This is a genomic window from Carboxylicivirga sp. M1479 (assembly GCF_007097485.1).
Taxonomy (GTDB): domain Bacteria; phylum Bacteroidota; class Bacteroidia; order Bacteroidales; family Marinilabiliaceae; genus Carboxylicivirga.
Genome location: NZ_VKDE01000033.1, coordinates 18,156 through 39,347, shown reverse-complemented (window position 1 = coordinate 39,347; position 21,192 = coordinate 18,156). Strand labels below are relative to the sequence as shown.

The window sequence follows — 21,192 nt, the reverse complement described above, 5'->3', positions numbered from 1 at the left end:
TGCATAATGTGTAGTTTTCAACATTACATGTAAATCATATTAATTAGTTTTCAAATAGGAGGGGGCATGTGATAATAAACTAGTTTTAATTCAAGTAACCCCTAATAATAAGAATGACAATTGACATGTTTCCTTAATTTAAAAACATCAACATTTGCGCGATACATAACTAAAAACTATCAATTATGTCAACACGCATTGAGAGCGATTTATTAGGAGAATTGCAAGTACCCATTGATGCCTATTATGGTGTGCAAACACAACGTGCCGTTGAGAATTTTAATATATCTACGGCTCGTTTGAGTCAATATCGTCATTTTATTTGGGCTCTTGGAGTTGTTAAAATGGCTGCCATTAAAGCCAATCATGAAATGGGTTTGGTGGATGAAAAAGTAACAGAAGCTGTTGTACAGGCCTGTCAAGAAGTAATGGATGGTAAGTTCGACGAGGAGTTTCCCATTGATATGATTCAGGGAGGTGCCGGCACTAGTACGAACATGAATGCCAATGAGGTAATCTCCAACCGCGCTTTGGAATTATTAGGTTACCAAAAAGGGCAATATGAGCATTGCTCACCTAACGACATTGTTAACTTGTCGCAATCAACTAATGATGCCTACCCAACGGCTATTAAGTTGTCACTTATCCGAATGAATTCCATCTTAATTGAGCATTTGCAGCAGTTGGTAAATGCCTTTAAGAACAAAGGGAATGAGTTTTCTGATATTATAAAAATGGGACGTACCCAGTTGCAAGATGCTGTTCCTATGACTTTAGGACAGGAGTTTTGTGCCTATGCGATTACTTTAAGTGAAGAAATAGAGCGTTTAACACAGAATGCGAACCTTTTTCGCGAAGTGAACATGGGAGCCACTGCCATTGGTACGGGAATCAACTCGGTTGATGGTTATTCCGATGCTTGTGTAAAACACTTATGTGATATTACAGGATTCCCTATTGTATTGGCGTCTGACTTGGTAGAAGCAACGCCTGATACCGGTTCTTACGTTATCTATTCATCGGCATTAAAGCGCATGGCTGTTAAAGTGTCGAAAATATGTAACGATTTACGTTTATTGGCTTCTGGTCCACGTGCCGGATTGAATGAGATTAATCTACCACCAATGCAACCGGGTTCTTCTATTATGCCAGGTAAAGTAAATCCAGTGATTCCTGAGGTAATGAATCAGATTTGTTTTAAGGTTATTGGTAATGATTTAACAGTAACGTTTGCTGCCGAGGCCGGTCAGTTACAGCTAAATGTGATGGAGCCTGTGTTGGCCCATAGTATTTTAGAGTCGATGCAATTTTTAATGCATGGAATGGATACGCTTCGTACCAAATGTATTGATGGTATTACAGCCAATGAGGATGTGTGTGAAAACATGGTGCTGAAAAGCATTGGAATTGTAACAGCGCTTAATCCGCACATTGGTTATAAAAACAGCACGCGCATTGCTAAGGAAGCTCTTAAAACGGGTAAAGGGGTGTATGAAATTGTGCTTGAAGAAGGTATTCTTTCTGAAGAGCAATTAAAAGAAATTTTGAAGCCGGAGAATATGATTGGCCCGGCCAAACGAACATGCCAGTAATATATTGATTAGTTAATTGAGAAAGCGGATGTTAGAAATAGCAGCCGCTTTTTTTGTACTCGCTTTGCTGAAATGAGATAAAAAAAAGGTATCTGCACGGCTTAACATGATCCGTGGTTTTGCGTGTAGCTATCCGAAGAAGGTAATTTTATGTAATCTATGCTGCTTTACTATTGGGCGGGTAAATTGCTGATAGAACCAATTATACCACCCCGCCTGTCGGCACCCCTCCTAAAATTCAGGAGGGGACGGTTTTTCATCCTTCTCCTCCTTGCCAAGGAAGAGTACCACGAAGTGGGGAGGTGGTTAAAATTCTTTTAAGCGAATTCCTGCACTATTGTGTGTTCGTTTATTCTTTTTACCTTTATTTTCAATCACACATTATCTGGACTAAACGTTTAAACACAACGAATGGAATTATTGAATCTACCCCGCTTGCGGCTGAAGGAGCTTCAGACCGTGAGTGAAAATTCGGTGCGGATATGCGACGCCATACCTGAGGTACAGCCTGCTGTTAAAAAGGTAAAGGAGGCCATTGCCGATTTTAAAGCCAGTATGCAAAAGGAAAAAGTTCCTGCTGCTACAAAGTCAGAGTTAGATAAAAAACGTGATAAATTAATTTACGGACTGGTGCTGCGGATAAAATCAGATAGTCACTATCCGTTTACTGGCGAGAAATCCCAAGCCATAGAATCCTTACTTAGTATTACTACCAAATATAACGGCATCAATCGATTCAGGTATAACGAACAAACCGCAGCAGTGGATAACATGATTGATGAGATGCGAAATGTTGATTTGCAAGATGAAGATTTTAAAGACATCAACGATTGGTTGAACTTAGTAGAGCAAGCCAACAATGATTTTAAAGCAGCCAGCGATAGCTATATCGAAAGCAATGCACAGCTGAGCGATACCAAATCAGCTACCGATATGGCTCCTTTACTGGCCGAGAGCCTAAACGGGCTGTATAGCTTAATGTTTGCCCATGCTCGCATTGGTACCAGCCCAGCTATTAGCAATGCTTTAATGGAACTTGAGGTATTACTCAAATCACTTAACTAAATTAATTAAACACTACTAACCTCGTTTATTCCAGATATTGTTGTTGCAGAAGTTCCATGCATTTTGCTTTGGGCTTCTGCAACTTTGTTTTTGGCCAAAGTTGGATGCAACCTTCAATTGCAAACTAGTAATTAAGGATTGTAAGCACGTAAACCTAATTGCAAGCATGCATTTGTCCATTACAGGCGCGTAAAGCTAATGGCAGGTTTGTAATGAGCTCTTGTAGGCACGTAAAGGCAATTAACAACTTGTATTATGGTGTAGCAGGCCCACGGCAATCGCATTTAAGATTCAACCACTTTGTGGTTGTTATGAAGGTATATATTATACCCCCCTGCATTTCATGCAGGGTTATTAATATTAAATCCTTTTCAGGATTTATCACCAACAACAGCAGCGTGGTTGAATACGAATAACCCCAGATGAAATCTGGGGCAAATTAAAATTCTCAATTATAGAATCCTAAAGGGATTCAACTTTTAAATGCGATTGCCGTGGTAGCAGGGCTGTAATACATGATGATTAATCAATGCAAGCAAGTATGCTAGGTCACATGAAGTGAGCTTGGCAAAAAAAAAGCTCGCTAAACTATTGTTTAACGAGCCTGAATTATTTTCCAAATCCCAACAGGGATCAATGTTATGCTAGTCTAATTTAAGAACTGCCAAGAACGCTTTTTGTGGTACCTCTACATTACCCACTTGCTTCATACGTTTCTTACCTTTCTTCTGCTTCTCCAGTAGCTTACGTTTACGCGAAATATCACCACCATAACATTTGGCAGTTACATCTTTACGAACGGCTTTAACCGTTTCGCGGGCGATAACTTTAGCACCTACAGCAGCCTGTATAGCAATGTCAAATTGCTGACGTGGTATCAGTTCCTTTAACTTCTCACACATGCGTCTACCAAAGGCTTGTGCATTATCAAAGTGAATCAACGAAGATAATGCATCCACCGGCTCACCATTAAGTAAGATGTCTAAGCGAACTAGTTTTGCTGCTCTAAACTCAATCGGATGGTAGTCAAACGAAGCATATCCTTTCGAGATACTCTTCAGTTTATCGTAAAAATCAAAAACAATCTCGGCCAAAGGCATTTCAAATTCAAGGTCAACCCTGTCTGAAGTTAGGTAATGCTGTTTCATTAATACGCCACGCTTGCCAAGGCAAAGTGACATAATCTGACCAATAAATTCTGATTTTGTAATAACCGACGCCCTAATGTATGGCTCTTCAACTACCTCTAATACGGTTGGCTCAGGTAATTCAGATGGCGTGTGTACGTCTAATCGTTCGCCTTTTTTAGTATGGGCAATGTACGGTACGTTAGGTACTGTGGTAATCACCGCCATGTCAAACTCACGATCTAAACGCTCCTGAATAATTTCCATGTGCAAGAGGCCTAAGAATCCGCATCGGAAACCAAAACCTAAGGCAGCTGATGACTCAGGCTCATAGGTTAGTGAAGCATCATTCAACTGAAGCTTCTCCATAGCAGCACGTAAGTCTTCATAATCTTCGGCATCAATAGGGTAAACACCTGCAAATACCATCGGTTTAACTTCTTCAAAACCACCAATGGCTTCGGTACATCCGTCTTTAACCGTGGTAATGGTATCACCCACTTTTACCTCTTTACTGGTTTTAATACCAGAGATAATATATCCTACGTCACCAGTTTTTAGTTCTTTGCGTGGCTCCATGTCCAAGCGCAAGACACCAATTTCATCGGCGTAATATTGTTTTTCAGTATTGAAGAACTTAACGTGATCACCCTTTTTAATTGAGCCGTTAACCACTTTGAAGTAAGCGATAATGCCTCGGAAAGAGTTGAATACTGAGTCGAAAATCAAACACTGTGCAGGTGCATCTTTATCGCCTTGTGGGGCTGGTACGCGGTTAACAATTCCCTCTAAAATATTGTCAACACCTTCGCCTGTTTTACCACTGGCACGAATAATTTCTTCACGATCGCAGCCAATCAAATCAATAATCTGATCTTCTACCTCTTCGGGCATGGCATTGGGTAAATCCATTTTATTTAATACCGGAATAATGTGCAAATCATTCTCAATAGCCTGGTATAAATTGGATATTGTTTGAGCTTGTATGCCTTGTGTGGCATCCACAATCAGAAGTGCTCCCTCGCATGCCGCTATCGAACGCGATACTTCGTATGAGAAGTCAACGTGTCCCGGTGTGTCAATCAGGTTCAAAACATATTTTTCACCTTCAAACTCATAATCCATCTGAATGGCATGACTCTTAATGGTAATACCGCGCTCGCGTTCCAAATCCATATCATCCAGCACCTGAGCCTGGGCATCCTTTCCTGTTACGGTTCCGGTATAACCTAAAAGTCTATCGGCCAAAGTACTCTTACCGTGGTCGATGTGAGCAATAATGCAAAAATTACGTATATTCTTCATCTATAATTACTTTCAATCAATTAGCTTACCTGTTAAAAGATAAGGATTGCAAAGATACTCAATTAATTAAATTCTGGGAATAGGAGGGATAAAAGATAAACACAGAGACTCTGAGCTGCAGAGTTTTTTTGTTGCATTTAAGCTATGTTCTTGTTGGCATCTGTTAATGGATAGTTTGCCAAGTGAGCATGCAATACAGAGTGGTTAATAACCTTAGCTGATGAGAATAATGGGTATGATGGCGGGCTAGCCGAATTACTTGTTGCGATGCATCAGACTAGTGGTATCCTTATTTTAAAATACTCTGTGTCTTTGCGCCTCTGTGTTACAATCAAAAAAAGGGAAGCCTTGTCGACTTCCCTTCTTATATATAGTTTGTTTGTGATGACTCTTACATCATACCTGGCATGCCGCCACCCATTCCTGGAGCGCCACCCATTCGCATTGCAGGAGCATCTTCTTTTTCCTCAACCAATACACACTCGGTAGTTAAGAACATACCTGCGATAGAAGCAGCGTTCTCAAGAGCAATACGAGTTACTTTAGCCGGGTCAATAACACCACTTTCCAATAGGTTCTCGTAACGGTCAAAACGAGCGTTGTAACCAAAGTCACCTTCTCCTTCTGCTACTTTCTGAACAACAACAGCACCTTCTTTACCTGCGTTGAATACAATCTGACGCAATGGCTCTTCGATAGCACGTTTGATGATTTCAACACCAGTTTGCTCATCTTCAGTTTCACCTGTAACATCAGCTAAGGCAGCTACTGAGCGGATGTAAGTTACACCACCACCAGGAACAATACCTTCTTCAACAGCAGCACGAGTTGCGCTTAATGCATCATCAACACGGTCTTTCTTCTCTTTCATTTCAACCTCAGATGCAGCACCTACGTACAATACAGCTACACCACCAGCTAACTTAGCTAAACGCTCTTGTAGCTTCTCACGATCGTAATCAGAAGTAGTGTTAGCAATTTGAGCTTTGATTTGGTTAACGCGTGCATCAATAGCTTCTTTAGCACCCGTTCCGTTTACGATAGTTGTATTTTCCTTATCGATGTTTACTTTCTCAGCCTGACCTAACATATCGATGGTTGTATTCTCTAATGTTAAACCAGTTTCGTCAGAAATTACAGTACCGCCAGTTAAAACAGCAAGGTCTTGTAACATTTCTTTACGACGATCGCCAAAACCAGGAGCTTTAACAGCTGCCACTTTTAATGATCCCTGTAGTTTGTTAACAACCAATCCGCTTAATGCAGTTCCGTCAACATCTTCGGCAACAATTACCAATGGACGACCACTCTTAGCAGTTTGCTCTAATACTGGGATAATGTCCTGAATTGTTGAAATCTTTTTATCGTGGATTAAAATGAATGGATTCTCAAGGTCAGCATCCATTTTTTCAGTGTTGGTCACGAAGTAAGGAGAGATATATCCACGGTCGAACTGCATACCTTCAACTACTTCAACAGTTGTGTCAGTACCTTTAGCCTCTTCAACAGTGATAACACCTTCTTTGCTTACGCGCTCCATTGCTTCCGCAATTAGTTTACCAATTTTGCTATCGTTGTTAGCAGAGATAGTAGCTACTTGCTCAATTTTTTCACTGTGCTCACCAACTTCTTTAGCTTGAGCTTTGATATTGGCAACAATGGCTTCAACAGCTTTGTCAATACCTTTTTTCAACTCCATTGGGTTAGCACCTGCTGTTACGTTTTTCAAGCCAACGTTAATAATTGACTGAGCCAATACAGTTGCAGTAGTTGTTCCGTCACCAGCGTCATCACCAGTTTTAGAAGCTACCTCTTTCACCATCTGAGCACCCATGTTTGCATACGGATCAGCTAGCTCAACTTCTTTAGCTACCGATACACCATCTTTAGTAATAGATGGAGCACCAAATTTACGATCGATAACTACATTACGACCTTTTGGTCCAAGTGTTACTTTTACTGCGTCAGCTAAGGCGTCAACTCCTTCTTTAAGTAGGTCGCGTGCCTCAATATTAAATTTTATCTCTTTAGCCATTTTATATGCTTATTAAAATATTCAGTTATTAATTAAAGAATGTACAATACATCTGATTGAGAAATCAACAAGTAGTCGTCGCCATCAATCGCCAATTCAGTACCACCATACTTACCATATAATACTACATCGCCAACCTTTACTTCCATTGCTTCGTCTGCCTTAGCTTCACCAACTAATGCAACAACGCCTTGTAATGGCTTTTCTTTGGCTGAATCAGGAATGATAATTCCGCTTGCTGTTTTTGTTTCAGCTGCCTGAGGCTTAACCAAAATTTTCCCGGCTAAGATTCTTCCTTTTAATTCTGACATATCTATTAATTTTTAATGTTTAAACTGTTTTATTACGCCTGCTTGTTTCTCACAAAGTATGCCAAAGTAATTTATGACATATTTTTTATAGTAGCACTGACTTTTTAGCAGTTTACTGCCAAATATTACAGTGTTAAAAGTCAAAATTGCAGGCATAAAAAAAGTGTCAGGCGAGTACCTGACACTTTTCTATATTGTTCTTTTTTATTCTTTACTGAGCATCTTCGGCTGGCGTTTCAGTAGCTGTCGCTTCCTCTCCCTGAGCAGGAGTTGGAAATGCAGGTACTTCTTGCTGCTGTGCTGGCAATGTGTTTAATTTTTCATCAATTTCAGCAGCTCCCATTTGTGCTTTAGGCAGTACCATTACTGCAACAAATGATAAAACCAATAGTGCAGCTGACAAAGTCCATGTTGCCTTCTCCAAAAAATCGGTTGTTTTACGAACTCCCATAACTTGGTTAGAAGATGAGAAGTTTGATGCTAATCCACCACCCTTAGAGTTTTGAACTAAAACAATAAGGATTAAAAAGATACTTACTAAAATGACTAATATCGAAACAAAAGTATACATATTTCGCTCTGTTATTTAATTTGTTAATTTTTCTAAGTCGCTAATTCGACGTGCAAAGTAAACATTTTTTTCGGGATATTTCAAGCTTAGCTTTTCATATATTGAAATTGCTTTGTCGTAGTGCTTTTGCTTGATGTAAATGTCGGCCAATGTTTCGGACATTAAATCATCCGTAGTGTCTGTTTTTATCTCTTTTTTTGTTTGTAAGCTAGTCGATGATTTTGTCTCGCCAGGTTTGTTAACAATCTTTGGTACATCAATTTGTAAAAAGTTATCGATAATTTGTTGCGATTTCTTTTTAACGGGTTGCTTTGTTGTTGATGACGAAGTATGACGCATCATGTTTAACCAATCAGAGAATGAGTGGCTTTCGTCTTTTGTTTCTTCAGGATCAATGGCTTCTTTAAGTTCATAACCCACAATTTCAGCTGACTCGTAGCCTAAAAAGTCGGCACTAGGCATAACTATTGAAGAAGTTTCTTCTTGGTTTTTTTGCTCTTTTGGAGGCAGTGAAAAATCGATTTGATCACCATCGCTCGTTTCAAATGTATCAGCTGTCTGAAAATAGTCTTCTATTGAACTCACCTTTGTGGTCATTCCAACAGAGCTGGTTTTCTGCTCCTTAATTTGCGATTCGACTTCTCTAATGTGATCTGATTCTTCCTTGGAATCAACTTTATTAGCCTGTTCTTCCTGTTTTGGTACCGTACTTTGATTAATGAGTTCGAACAGCCTTTTTCGATCGGCAATATAAGTAGCCGATTGCTTTAATTCTCCGTTATATTTTACATGTTCAACGCAGTGAAGATTTTTAATAAGCAGCATACGTGCAGTCTGAAACCAAGGGAATTCAGCTACAATTTCATTTAAAGCTGGTAAGGTATCTTCGTTTAAAAGATGTGGCTGCGCTACTAAATCAAAAAAATCTGTTTTTTTCATAGGTCAAACTCAGTGCTATTACCAGTCAGCAAATGCTTTGTTGAATATATTCTCGGTAATTTCTTCGATCATTTCTGTTACCAAATCGTTTTCAATGGCATTAATATTTTGCGATGATTCAAAATCGCGAAAGGCTGTAAACGAGCTTTCCCAATTCTTTTTAGGATCCTTATAGTTTTTATAGCGCACTTTAACCGCCATGGATAAGCGTGTTTCGGCAGAAACTGCATCTGCTTGAATGGCCATAGGGCGAACGCTATATCCTGTTATTTCACCAGAAAAATCCACATCACCAGTACCGTCAACAAGTGAAAGTCGCGATTCATTAGAAATACGGTCTTTTAAACCTTCGGTAAAGTTTTGACTTAAAACCGGGTTGATCAATGGTGCACGGTTGTTGAAATATTGCACCGAAAAAGTGTTAAGATCTTCTGGTATTGAAGCTCCACTCATGGTCATGTTAATGGAGCAGGCACTTACAATAAGTGACAAAAGTGCTATGAAGATTATATTGCATGTTTTCATCTGTTTCAATTTATTTCATTTGCCATATGGAACTCACCAAAATTAACCTTGCCCTTTTGTGAGCATTATTAATGGTGCATTTTATTTGCGTTTATTTAATGCTTTATCCTTAAGTAGTGTATTACCTTTCAATTTGATATTCTTTTATCTTACGATATAAGGTGCGCTCGGAAATTCCTAATTCCACAGCTGCCTGTTTACGTCGGCCATTGTATTTTTCCAATGCTTTTTTAATTAATTCAATTTCTTTATCTGCCAAAGACAATGACTCCTCAACAAATTCTTCCGTGTCTTGAATAGGTTCGTGATTCTCTTTTGTAACAGGTGCTTGATAATTGACAGGCTGTATGTTGCTGTCTGTTGGTACAAAGGCTCCATCCTCACTCTGATATAGCTTCTGTATGATTTGAGCATGTTCCTCATGTGAATTCACGCCTCCAGTCTCCATCATATCCAGTACCAATTTTTTAAGATCATTCATGTCATTTTTCATATCAAACAACACTTTATACAGAATTTCTCTTTCATTGGTAAAGTCACTTTCTGCCTGACTTTTGTCTCTAATGATTGCTGGCAGGTTATCGCCTGAATGGTAGGGTAAATATTTGGTAATCGCTTCGCCGTTAATTTCACGCTGTTGCTCAATAACAGATATTTGCTCCGTAATATTTTTTAGTTGTCGAATGTTACCTGGCCAACGATACCGTAAAAGCAATTCCTTAGCATCTTCCGATAGGCGGATGGCTGGCATTCGGTATCGAGTTGCAAAATCGTTAGCGAACTTTCTGAAAAGTAAATAGATGTCATCAGAACGGTCGCGTAGTGGCGGTATGATAATGGGTACACTGTTGAGGCGATAAAATAGATCTTCCCGAAATTTACCGTCTTTAATGGCCTGTTCCATCTTTACATTCGTAGCCGCAACAACTCTAACATCCGTTTTCAGTACTTTTGATGAACCTACCTTAATAAACTCGCCTGCTTCAAGTACACGAAGTAGGCGTACTTGAGTATTTAATGGCAACTCGCCAATTTCATCTAAGAAAATGGTGCCACCATTAGCTTCTTCAAAATATCCTTTTCTGTCTGATAGAGCACCAGTAAATGCTCCTTTTTCGTGGCCAAAAAGTTCAGAATCTATTGTGCCTTCAGGAATTGCTCCGCAGTTAACGGCTATGTAAGAGCCATGCTTTCGCGCACTTGACTGATGAATTATTTGTGGAAAGGACTCTTTTCCAGTGCCGCTTTCACCTGTAATTAAAACGGATAAGTCGGTAGGAGCTACCTGAACAGCCACATCAATGGCTCGGTTTAAGCCAAATGAATTACCAATAATTCCAAAACGTTGTTTGATTTGTTGTACATCCATTTTTGATTCAGATATCTTAATTATCAATGCAATTTTAACAAAACCTGTAATTTTTGCAGATTAACCTGACAAAGTTACAATTCTCAATCTTTTTTCATTCTATTTAAGAATACAATTTTTTGTTAAAGTGCAGGTTATTATTAAAAGTAGATTGATCTATTTACATTTGTGAGATAATTGAGAGACATGATAAAATCGAAGAATATACTAGGGCTGATTCCTGCTCGTTACGGATCCACCCGGTTTCCAGGTAAGCCATTGGCCGATATTGGTGGTAAACCAATGATACAGCGTGTTTATGAACAAGCCGTTCGTGAGTTAGACTTTGTGTACGTGGCAACTGACGATGAGCGAATTGAAGCTGCAGTGAAAGCATTTGGTGGCAAAGTAGTGATGACGTCAACAGAGCATCAGAGTGGGACAGATCGCTGTGCTGAAGCCTTAACAAAAGTTGTTGACATTGAGGGCATGCCGTTTTATGCAGTCATTAACATTCAAGGCGATGAGCCATTTATTAGTCCAAGTCAAATTAAGGCTGTTGCTTCGTGCTTTGAGGATGAGAATACACAATTAGCCACACTGGTAAAGCCCATTAAAAAGACAGAAGATCTTTTTAACCCCAATAAGCCAAAGGTGGTTGTTGGGGCAGAGAATAATGCCATGTATTTTAGTCGCTCTCCTATTCCTTTTCTAAGGGGAGAAGATGAGAGCAAGTGGCATTTAAAGCATAAGTATTTTAACCATATCGGTTTGTACGCATACAGAAGTGATGTACTACTAAAAATTACAAAGCTACCCATTGGACAGCTCGAAAAAGCAGAGTCGTTGGAGCAATTGAGGTGGCTGGAAAATGGCTACTCCATTCGTGTAGAAGAAACCAATGAACAAGCTTTTGCCATTGATACACCAGAAGATTTAAAGGAGCTATTAGAATCGGGTGTCATTTAGTTTGATTGCTACGACTGAAACCAATAGCCATTGTAATATCTGATGGAGGTTTTAGTTATTAGTTAATGATTATCGAATACGAAATTACTTATCGCTTTAAGCAGCATAAAAAAAGGGAAGCCTAACGACTTCCCTTTTTTTTGTAATAGTATATACGATTATCTGTCTGCTACCATTTCTGCGGCTGAATAATTTAACTTCAACGCTGCAGCTTTACGTAGAGCTTGCTTGATATCTGTAATAATACCCATCGGACATTCTTTATCTGCTTTGATAGACACAATCATTTTTGATTGCGTAGATTCCGTCATCGCATCACGCGATTGCGCAATATAAGATTGAATGTCGGTTACAGATGAAAATTGATCATTCAACTGTATACGAGGTTCGCTTCCGTATAAAGATTGATATTTTTTAGCTGGTACACCTACGTAAATAAACGTAACCAACTCTTTTTTCTCAAGCTTTACTAGTTCTGTTGCGAGTGCTGGCTTAACAACAACGTTTAAGTCAACCTCCTTCATTGTGGTAGATACCATAAAGAAGAAAAGCAACATGAAAACAATATCTGGTAATGAGGCCGTGTTAATAGCTTGTTGGCCTCCGCTCTTCTTTTTTCTGAACTTTGCCATAATCTATTTTCCTATGTTTTTAGGTTCTGCCTCTGATATTTTACGTGGATATAGTGTGCGAATAGCTTTCTGCTCTTCTTTTTCTAATTCCCCGTATTCTTTACCAAATTTTCTTTTGGACGCATCATCTCTTAACTCATTGATTGCTCTTGAAAGTTCATTCTGAACCATCAAATAAGTTTGATATTCTGTATCACGGTCATTTTGCAACGAAATAATACCTTTACCTATTTCAACTGTGCCGAAGAATTCAACTTCTTTCACATTTTTTTCAGGTAAATTCTCGTCATCCATTGGATTGACAATGAATTCTTTAACTGCTTCTGTTAAGTCCCTTATCTCCATTGGTTTTCCCTCTACCAGTAACTGATTATTACTGTTGATTAGCACCGTAAAGACATTACGCTCCTTTACAGGAGGTGTGTCTTCTGGTTCTTCCTCTACCGGAGGCGGAAGAAGAGTTGCTAAACCAGTATCAGTATCCATGGTAGTGGTTACCAAGAAGAAGATAAGTAACAAGAAAGCAATATCTGCCATTGACCCTGCATTAACTTCTTGTACTTCTCTTTTACCCATAGATAATTAAATTTAAGGCTCCCAACTAAGTAGGAGCCGGGCCATTATTTAAACAGACGCGATAATTCCGTGTAAAGAATAGCTGAAACAACTATTCCGAACAAAAGGTAAGTTCCGTACAACATAGTACCCGCTAAGGTTAACATGCTTGGAACGTTATCAGGACCATTATATCCTATTAATTGAAGTGGCGTTGCATCAGACAAGCTATAAGCTACCAACACAATAACACCTAAAATAGCCATCGAAATCAAAGAGCGCATAGCGTTCTTTGGATTAGCAACAAGGTGAAACACTTCAAATAATACTGATACACCTGCCGTGATATAGATCAATAACTTAGCCCAGTTCAAGAATGACTCTGTGTACAATGGCGTGTAGTAAGTCTCACCTACTACTTCACCACCAAAGAAGAACATCCCAGCGAACACAAGTGTTATTGCTAACAACAGGTATAATACAATACTTAAAATCTTTGAAAGCTTCGTCATAATGACAATTATTTTTTCATGTTATATTTTACCAAGATATCTAGTAGAGAGATAGAAGCATCTTCCATTGTATTTACAATACCGTCAATTTTAGAAACGATGTAGTTGTAAAATACTTGTAGGATGATAGCTACGATCAAACCAGATACAGTGGTAATTAACGCCACTTTAATACCACCTGCTACAGCTGTTGCAGAAATAGTACCCATTGCCTGAATGTTGTCAAATGCTTCAATCATACCAATTACAGTACCCATGAAACCAAGCATAGGAGCAAGTGAGATAAACAATGAAATCCAAGTTAATCCTTTTTCTAAAAGACCCATTTGAACTGAACCGTAAGAAATAACTGATTTCTCAACTACTTCAACACCTTCATCAAAACGATCAAGACCCTGGTAGAAAATAGATGCTACAGGACCTCTTGTGTTACGACAAACTTCTTTAGCAGCCTCAATTCCACCGTCATTCAATGCATTCTCGATGTTTTGAAGCAACTTCTTAGTGTTTGTAGAAGCAAGGTTCAAATAAATGATTCTTTCAATTGCTAATGCTAAACCGAAGATTAGACATAACAATACGAAACTCATAAAGATGGCTCCACCTTCGATAAATTTCGCTTTAATTTGTTTGTGAATACCTTTTGGAGCTTCTGCTGCTGGTTCCTCAACAACTGCTGCTGGTTCTTCACTCGGTGCTGTTTCTTCAGCCACCTGTTCAGTAGCTTCGCCCGCTACATTTTCTTCTTCCTGAGCATAAACGGCATTGGCACCGGTGCTCAGCATTCCAATTACTGCTAAAAACGCAAATAGCTTTTTCATAGTCTGCTAAAAATTTTGATTTGTATTAGTATTGTTAATACTCAAAATAGTTTAATGTTCTTTCCTTTCTAAACCTGTTTATTTAATGTTTAAAAAGGTCCAAACCCTTTAATTTTTCAGGGTTGCAAATTACAAAAAAAAAGTCAATTACAAAGTTTGAACTGTTAATTTTCGTTATAGCATCCATAAAGGCTTAAACTTGTTATTGAGGCTTGCATTGAAATGTGTTCGATGCAATAATATGATTGTAATATTATAATCGTTTTTAAAGCGAATGATACACTGTATAGGGCTATGATTTACTACCTAAATATGCATCTCTCCTTGAAGCGATTTATTCAATTTTATTTTCACTTCATCAACCGATGAACAATTGGCTAGCAGGAACATCATCTTTGTTACAGCCGCTTCGGTGGTCATGTCGTATCCTCCAATGACACCAATGTCGAGTAGGTGAACTCCTGTTTCATAGCGCCACATCTCCACGCTACCAGCCAGGCATTGCGTTACATTGAGAATGATTAATCCTCGATCAACAGCACTTTTGATAGCATCTAAAAACCATTGTTTTGTAGGAGCATTGCCCGATCCATAAGTTTCCAGCACAACAGCTTTGATGTTGGGTGCGTTCAGTACGGCCTCCACTACATCTTTATTGATACCTGGGAATATGCGTAATAGAGCTACATTAGTATCCATTTTTTTTGAAACACGAAATGTGCCATTTAATGTGGTGTACCTAATGTAGGGATAGTTGTATTTTAAATGAATACCTGCATCTGCCAAAGGAGGGTAATTATCTGCCCGAAATGCGTGGAAATGCTCCGCATTATATTTTGTTGTGCGATTGCCTCTAAAAAGCTTGTCCTTAAAATAGATACATACCTCTGGAACTAATGCCTGGCGATTTTTTTGAGCCGCAGCAATTTCCAATGCAGTAATCAAGTTTTCCTTACCATCAGTACGGATTGTTCCTAACGGTAATTGACTACCTGTTAATACAACAGGTTTTCTGAGGTTTTGCAACATGAAACTTAGAGCACTGGCTGTGTAAGCCATAGTGTCTGTCCCGTGTAGAATGACAAAGCCGTCGTAGTTTGAATAATTTTCCTCAATTATTTCAACTAATTTAACCCATATATCAGGATGCATGTCCGATGAATCGATTAATGGTTCGAAAGAAATACTTTTTACCTGAAAGTCGAAGCGGCGCAGCTCAGGTACTTGTTTAGAGATACTCTCAAAATCGAATGGTACTAAGGAGTTTGTTTCGGGATCGATTACCATACCGATGGTACCGCCAGTGTATATAATTAGTATTTTTCTTTCTTCCATCTCAATTGTTTTTAAAGAGCAAAAAGCGATTTTGCATTCGCTGTTGTTTGCTGTTTAACATCTTTAATATCTCGTTCTTTTGCCATTGCAATTGTTGCCGCCACCTTGGTAATGTATGCTGGTTCATTTCTTTTACCTCTGTGTGGTACTGGTGCCAAATAGGGAGCGTCCGTTTCTAATACCATTTTATTGAGCGGTACCTCTTTAATGACCTCACGCAAATGTGTGTTTTTGAATGTTGCAACACCATTGATTCCAAGCATAAAGTTTTTATATCTTAAAATACGATCAGCATCCTTTTGGCTACCAGTAAAACTGTGAAAGACACCTTTAAGCTTATCGTCAAGTTGCTTTTCAACCACTTCAAAGACCTCGTTAAAAGCATCCCTGCAATGAATGACAATAGGGATATTTAGTTCCTTGGCCCAAATGATTTGTTGCTCAAAAGCTAGCATTTGTTCTTGGTAATATGTTTTATCCCAATATAAATCAATACCTATTTCACCGACCGCAATGTAAGGTCTTTTGTCAAGATGCATCTTAACTAAATCTAAAGCTTTTTGGTAATCGGCTTTGATTGAAGTCGGATGCACACCCATCATTGGAATACAGAAATTCTTGTGTTGTTTTTCCAATAATAACATGGAGTCAATTGTTTCTCCATCAACATTGGGGAGAAGGATGTGCTCTATGCCATCGTTTTTTGCTCTTGCAATAACATCATCCCGATCGTCATCAAATTCAGGAAGGTATATGTGTGAGTGAGTATCTATCACGGTTATCCTATTTGTTATGGCGCAAAAATACCATTGTTAATTGATTTATGGCACAAATGAAAGATGACTTTCTTTCTTATTAGTTACAAGAAAGCCGTCTCGGGGAGGAGACGGCCTTTATTTGTTGCATCTAGAAAAATTTAAACAACACCTTGAGCAATCATCGCATCGGCCACTTTCACGAAACCGCCTACGTTAGCTCCTTTGATGTAATTTACTTTACCATTTGGCTCAGTTCCATATTTAACACAAGCATTGTGGATGCTAGTCATAATCTGATCTAAACGATCATCAACTTCTTTTTCTGACCAGTTCAAACGCATGCTGTTTTGAGTCATTTCTAAACCAGAAACAGCTACACCACCAGCATTTACTGCTTTACCTGGTGCAAAACCGATTTTCTCAGTTGCTAAGAAAGCTGCTTCAGCTGTACATCCCATGTTAGATGCTTCAGCAATGATTTGACAACCATTCGCAATTAACATTTTAGCATCTTCTTCGTTCAATTCGTTCTGAATAGCACAAGGAATAGCGATGTCTACTTTTTGTTCCCATGGCTTTTTACCAGCGAAGAATTCGCCACCAAAACGCTCAACGTAAGGAGAAACGATATCTTGGTTAGAAGCACGAAGCTCTAATAAGTAATCGATTTTTTCGCCTGAGATACCTTCTGGATCGTATACATATCCGTCAGGACCAGAGATAGTAACTACTTTAGCACCGTACTCAACTGCCTTTAGAGCAGCACCCCATGCAACGTTACCAAAACCTGAAACAGATACAGTTTTACCTTTCATTGTTTCACCTTTAGTAGCTAACATTTCGCGAACGAAATAGATTGCACCGAAACCTGTTGCTTCAGGACGGATAAGGCTACCACCAAACTCAGCACCTTTACCAGTTAATACACCAGTAAATTCGTTGCGTAATTTTTTGTATTGTCCGAATAGGTATCCAATTTCACGACCACCAACTCCAATGTCACCAGCAGGTACATCTGTGTTAGGGCCAATATGACGGAATAATTCGCTCATAAATGCCTGGCAGAATCGCATGATTTCATTGTCAGACTTTCCTTTAGGGTTAAAGTCAGAACCACCTTTACCACCCCCCATTGGAAGAGTAGTTAAGCTGTTTTTAAATGTCTGCTCGAATCCTAAAAATTTAAGACCACTTAAGGTTACACTTGGGTGAAAACGTAAGCCACCTTTATAAGGTCCGATAGCTGAGTTGAACTCAACACGGTATCCACGGTTTACCTGAACCTCGCCACTATCATCAACCCAAGGTACACGGAACATGATCACCCTTTCAGGCTCACACATGCGTTCTAGTATCTTCGCTTTCTTATAGTGAGGATTTTCCTGATAGAAATCCCAAACTGTTTCAACTACTTCTTGTACTGCTTGCAAAAACTCGTCTTCGCCAGGATTTTTAACCCTAACGCTGTCCATGAATTCCTTCATCTTAGTGTCCATAATGAAAAGGTATTTAAATGTTGGATCTTGTTGTTTGTAATAATTATGGTTTCAAAAATAGATATTTTTCGATAACAGCATTATAATTTGTAAGGAAAAATTAAATTTTTTCAAATTTACATAAAGCACACATAGTCAATCTAATACAAAACGCAAAAACATGTTTTTTAGCACTTCATGACATATGTCACCAAATCAGAGGGCTTGAAATAGTCAAAAATTGTAAGCAAGTGTAATTTGTCATGTTTTAAACGATGCAAGAACGCCTTTGCTTAACTGTGAAAATCTCTACTTTCTATTTGATGTATTTTTTAAAAATCAAATAAAGATAAGAAAGGGGAATAACTTATTCAATTACTTTTTGAGCGCTTTGTATAAAATAGTAGCAGGGTGCAAAGCAGCAACATTAGTTCCATCTTTTATTTGGTGACGACACGAGGTGCCACTTGCTGCAATTACTGATTTTGTTTTTCTTATCTCAGGAAATAAAATTAACTCACCAATTTTCATCGATAAATTATAGTGTTCTTTTTCATAACCAATGGAGCCAGCCATGCCGCAACAACCTGAAGGAATTTCTTCGGCCGTATAATTGCGTGGTATTTCAAGTATGTTTTTGGTTAAAGATGTGTTCGAAAGAGCTTTTTGGTAGCAATGGGCGTGAAACTTGATGTGTTTACTTTCACTTGTAAATACGTCTTTGTTAATTTTTCCTTGTGAGAATTCCCTGTCAATAAATTCCTCAAAAGTATAGCAGTGTTTTGCCAGTTCCTTTGCTTGTGGTTGTAGGTTTTGTGAAACAAGTTCAGGGTATTCATCTCTAAATGTTAGAATAGCCGATGGCTCAATGCCAATCAATACATTTTTTTTATTGATTTTAGATGAGAGGGCGCTAACATTGTGATTGGCTATTTCAGCGGCCTCTTTTAACAGGCCTTTCGATAAATAGGTTCGTCCACTCTCCTTGTGTTTAGGGATAATCACCCGATAACCGATTTTCTCCAATAATAATATGCTTGCTATCCCTTCATTCGTATCGTGGTAGTTTGTAAATTCATCAGCAAATAAATAAACAGTATCGACAGAAGTGTTAGGTTTTTGTTGTTTATGCCATTTGGCAAGTGTTTGCTTGGCTAATGCAGGCAACCTTCGTTTTGATGAGAAACCAAGGATTTTCTCATTGATATTTTTAACAAGTTTTGATTTTGTAGCTATATTATATAGGTAAGCAAGTGGAACTATGGCTTCGTTTATTTTACTATGGTTGGCAATAATGCGAGAACGTAGAGGAATGCCGAACTCATTATGGTAGCTATTTAAAAACTCTGCTTTTAATTTAGTCATGTCAACATTACTCGGACATTCGGACTTGCATGCTTTACAGGATAAGCATAGGTCGAGGATGTTTTTAACTTCATCATAGCCAAGTTTGTTATTTGGAATTGTACCTGCAAAAAACTCTCTAAGCATATTCGCTCTAGCACGCGTGGTTTGGCTTTCATCTAAAGAGCCCATGTAACTTGGGCACATCGTTCCACCTATAATGTGGCTTTTCCTACAATCGCCCGATCCATTACATTTTTCAGCGGCTCTAACAAACCCTTGTGTTGATGCCCAATCGAATTTAACCGTTTTGTAGAAGTTAGGTTCTGTTTTCTTGTACCTCAGAGAGGTATTCATGTTCGGTGTGTCGGTTATTTTACCTGGGTTAAAAATGTTGTTGGGATCAAAAAGTAGTTTAATGTCTTTAAATAACTTGTAATTATGGTTGCCTACCATAATTGGAATAAATTCTCCCCTCAAGCGTCCATCCCCATGTTCGCCACTAAGCGAGCCTTTGTATTTTTTTACTATTTGTGCCGTTTCTTTAGCAAGCTTATAAAAGGTATCAATGTCTTTAGGGTTTTTCATATTGAGGATTGGGCGCAGATGTAATTCGCCAGTGCCAATGTGAGCATAATACACACATTCCTTTTGGTGCCTTTTGAGCATGGTTTTGATGTCGGCAATAAAAGCTGGTAAATCCTCAGGACGAACGGCTGTGTCTTCTATTACTGGAGTTGGCAAATCATCGCCTGGCATGTTGGCTAAAACTCCAAGTCCAGCTTTTCGTAGATTCCAGACTTTATTAATGTCATCGCCAAAAAGCACTGGGTAAGCATATCCAAAATTTTGACGCTTTAGCGCTTGTGTCAATTGTTCGGCCAGGTCAATAATTTCCTCTTTTGTTTCTCGTACGAACTCAACAAGTAATAGTGCTTCAGGATCTCCTTCAACAAAAAATCGATTCTTGTTCTGAAGTACATTCTTTTTTGTCAAGTCCATAATGGCTTTATCCATTAATTCAACGGCACCCGGTTTGTATACAAGTGCGGTTAGGTTGGCATGCAATGCTTCTTCAAGTGAATTGAGATGAACACAAACTAGGCCTTTATTTTTAGGAGGAAGATCTATAAGCTTAAGTTTAATTTCAGTTGTAAACATTAGAGTGCCTTCTGAACCTGCTAGTAGCTTACACATGTTAAAGGAGTCATCTTCTTTAATAAACGGATAGCTGTTGATTAAGTAATCCAAAGCATAGCCCGTATTTCTTCGATGGATATCGGGATGAGGAAATTCATTTCTTATTTCACGTCGATTTTCTTTATTACTTATGATTGATCTGATAGTTGAATAAATGTGTCCCTCAAAATTGTCGAGATGGCACTTTTGTTCAAACTCCCATTTATTGAGAGCATTAAGTGCTACTTCATCACCATTACTTAAATAGCCTTTTAATTCAAGTGTGTGGTCACGAGTACTTCCATAAATTAAAGAATGCGCACCGCATGAGTTGTTGCCCACCATGCCGCCAATCATGCATCTATTGGCAGTTGACGTTTCTGGGCCAAAGAATAAACCCAAAGGTTCCAGGTGTTTATTTAGTTCGTCGAGTACTACACCTGGTTGAACGCGCACCCATTTTTCCCCAATATTAACTTCTAGTATCTTATTCAGGTATTTGCCAATGTCAACAATTAAGCCAGAACCAACTACTTGTCCTGCCAGTGATGTGCCTGCAGCTCGTGGGATTATTGGTAGCTTATGTTTTTGTGCAAATAGAATAATTTCCTGTATGTCTAAATTGTCCTTGGGAGTAACCACGCCGTAAGGTTTTTCAAAATAGGCTGAAGCATCTGTACTGTATATTATTTTTGATGTTTCATCAATGCTTACCCGACCTTTGATCTTTTGTGTAAGCTCTTTTAATGGATGCTTGTTTAACTCCACGATAAATTGTTTCTTTTGTTTTGCAT

At 38.7% G+C, this 21,192-nt stretch carries 18 protein-coding genes; 3 read left to right on the top strand and 15 right to left on the bottom strand.

What is annotated here, in order from left to right; all coding sequences use genetic code 11:
* Nucleotides 1-185: 185 nt before the first annotated feature.
* Entirely contained in the window at nt 186-1,592 is a 1,407-nt protein-coding gene (aspA, locus tag FNN09_RS17605) for an aspartate ammonia-lyase (protein WP_221932527.1), read from the top strand.
* A 411-nt stretch (nt 1,593-2,003) separates the two neighbouring features.
* Nucleotides 2,004-2,657, top strand: a complete 654-nt coding sequence (locus FNN09_RS17600; RefSeq protein WP_143303797.1) for a DUF6261 family protein — start codon at nt 2,004-2,006, stop codon at nt 2,655-2,657.
* Between the two features lie 644 nt (nt 2,658-3,301).
* Here FNN09_RS17600 and lepA read toward each other — a convergent pair.
* From lepA to FNN09_RS17565, 7 genes are all read right to left on the bottom strand, one after another.
* Nucleotides 3,302-5,089 (bottom strand): translation elongation factor 4, encoded by a 1,788-nt coding sequence (gene lepA / locus FNN09_RS17595; protein ID WP_143303796.1) that lies wholly within the window; start codon nt 5,087-5,089, stop codon nt 3,302-3,304.
* 391 nt (nt 5,090-5,480) lie between these two features.
* A complete protein-coding gene (gene groL / locus FNN09_RS17590; RefSeq protein WP_143303795.1) occupies nt 5,481-7,124 on the bottom strand; it encodes a chaperonin GroEL in 1,644 nt (547 codons plus the stop codon).
* A gap of 32 nt (nt 7,125-7,156) precedes the next feature.
* Nucleotides 7,157-7,435, bottom strand: coding sequence for a co-chaperone GroES (gene groES / locus FNN09_RS17585; RefSeq protein ID WP_143303794.1), 279 nt, complete (start codon nt 7,433-7,435; stop codon nt 7,157-7,159).
* Nucleotides 7,436-7,646: 211 nt separating this feature from the next.
* Complete coding sequence (gene secG / locus FNN09_RS17580) at nt 7,647-8,006, bottom strand: preprotein translocase subunit SecG (RefSeq protein WP_143303793.1); 360 nt, start codon at nt 8,004-8,006, stop codon at nt 7,647-7,649.
* 15 nt (nt 8,007-8,021) lie between these two features.
* Nucleotides 8,022-8,945 (bottom strand): tetratricopeptide repeat protein, encoded by a 924-nt coding sequence (locus FNN09_RS17575; RefSeq protein ID WP_143303792.1) that lies wholly within the window; start codon nt 8,943-8,945, stop codon nt 8,022-8,024.
* Nucleotides 8,946-8,963: 18 nt separating this feature from the next.
* Nucleotides 8,964-9,470: an LptE family protein gene (locus FNN09_RS17570; protein WP_143303791.1), complete on the bottom strand. Its 507-nt coding sequence runs from the start codon at nt 9,468-9,470 to the stop codon at nt 8,964-8,966.
* 121 nt (nt 9,471-9,591) lie between these two features.
* Nucleotides 9,592-10,839 (bottom strand): sigma-54-dependent Fis family transcriptional regulator, encoded by a 1,248-nt coding sequence (locus tag FNN09_RS17565; RefSeq protein WP_143303790.1) that lies wholly within the window; start codon nt 10,837-10,839, stop codon nt 9,592-9,594.
* A 186-nt stretch (nt 10,840-11,025) separates the two neighbouring features.
* Between FNN09_RS17565 and kdsB the strand changes: the two genes are divergently transcribed.
* The gene (gene kdsB, locus FNN09_RS17560) at nt 11,026-11,787 is read left to right on the top strand and encodes a 3-deoxy-manno-octulosonate cytidylyltransferase (protein WP_143303789.1); all 762 of its coding nucleotides are present in this window, start codon (nt 11,026-11,028) and stop codon (nt 11,785-11,787) included.
* Between the two features lie 158 nt (nt 11,788-11,945).
* On the opposite strand, the gene FNN09_RS17555 is transcribed toward kdsB, so the two are convergent.
* The 8 genes from FNN09_RS17555 to FNN09_RS17520 all read right to left on the bottom strand — a co-directional run bounded on the left by FNN09_RS17555 (nt 11,946) and on the right by FNN09_RS17520 (nt 21,166).
* Complete coding sequence (locus tag FNN09_RS17555; protein ID WP_143303788.1) at nt 11,946-12,419, bottom strand: biopolymer transporter ExbD; 474 nt, start codon at nt 12,417-12,419, stop codon at nt 11,946-11,948.
* A 3-nt stretch (nt 12,420-12,422) separates the two neighbouring features.
* Nucleotides 12,423-12,995: a biopolymer transporter ExbD gene (locus FNN09_RS17550; protein ID WP_143303787.1), complete on the bottom strand. Its 573-nt coding sequence runs from the start codon at nt 12,993-12,995 to the stop codon at nt 12,423-12,425.
* A gap of 44 nt (nt 12,996-13,039) precedes the next feature.
* Entirely contained in the window at nt 13,040-13,486 is a 447-nt protein-coding gene (locus tag FNN09_RS17545; protein ID WP_143303786.1) for a hypothetical protein, read from the bottom strand.
* Between the two features lie 8 nt (nt 13,487-13,494).
* Nucleotides 13,495-14,307 carry a MotA/TolQ/ExbB proton channel family protein gene (locus FNN09_RS17540; RefSeq protein ID WP_143303785.1) on the bottom strand — a complete coding sequence of 271 codons (813 nt, stop codon included), beginning with the start codon at nt 14,305-14,307 and terminating at the stop codon, nt 13,495-13,497.
* A 306-nt stretch (nt 14,308-14,613) separates the two neighbouring features.
* A complete protein-coding gene (locus FNN09_RS17535; protein ID WP_143303784.1) occupies nt 14,614-15,642 on the bottom strand; it encodes an asparaginase in 1,029 nt (342 codons plus the stop codon).
* 11 nt (nt 15,643-15,653) lie between these two features.
* On the bottom strand, nt 15,654-16,418 hold the full coding sequence (locus FNN09_RS17530; protein WP_255434161.1) for a TatD family hydrolase: 765 nt from the start codon (nt 16,416-16,418) through the stop codon (nt 15,654-15,656).
* A 140-nt stretch (nt 16,419-16,558) separates the two neighbouring features.
* Nucleotides 16,559-17,896, bottom strand: a complete 1,338-nt coding sequence (gene gdhA / locus FNN09_RS17525; protein WP_143303782.1) for an NADP-specific glutamate dehydrogenase — start codon at nt 17,894-17,896, stop codon at nt 16,559-16,561.
* Nucleotides 17,897-18,250: 354 nt separating this feature from the next.
* Nucleotides 18,251-21,166, bottom strand: a complete 2,916-nt coding sequence (locus tag FNN09_RS17520) for an FAD-binding and (Fe-S)-binding domain-containing protein (protein ID WP_143303781.1) — start codon at nt 21,164-21,166, stop codon at nt 18,251-18,253.
* Nucleotides 21,167-21,192: the final 26 nt, after the last annotated feature.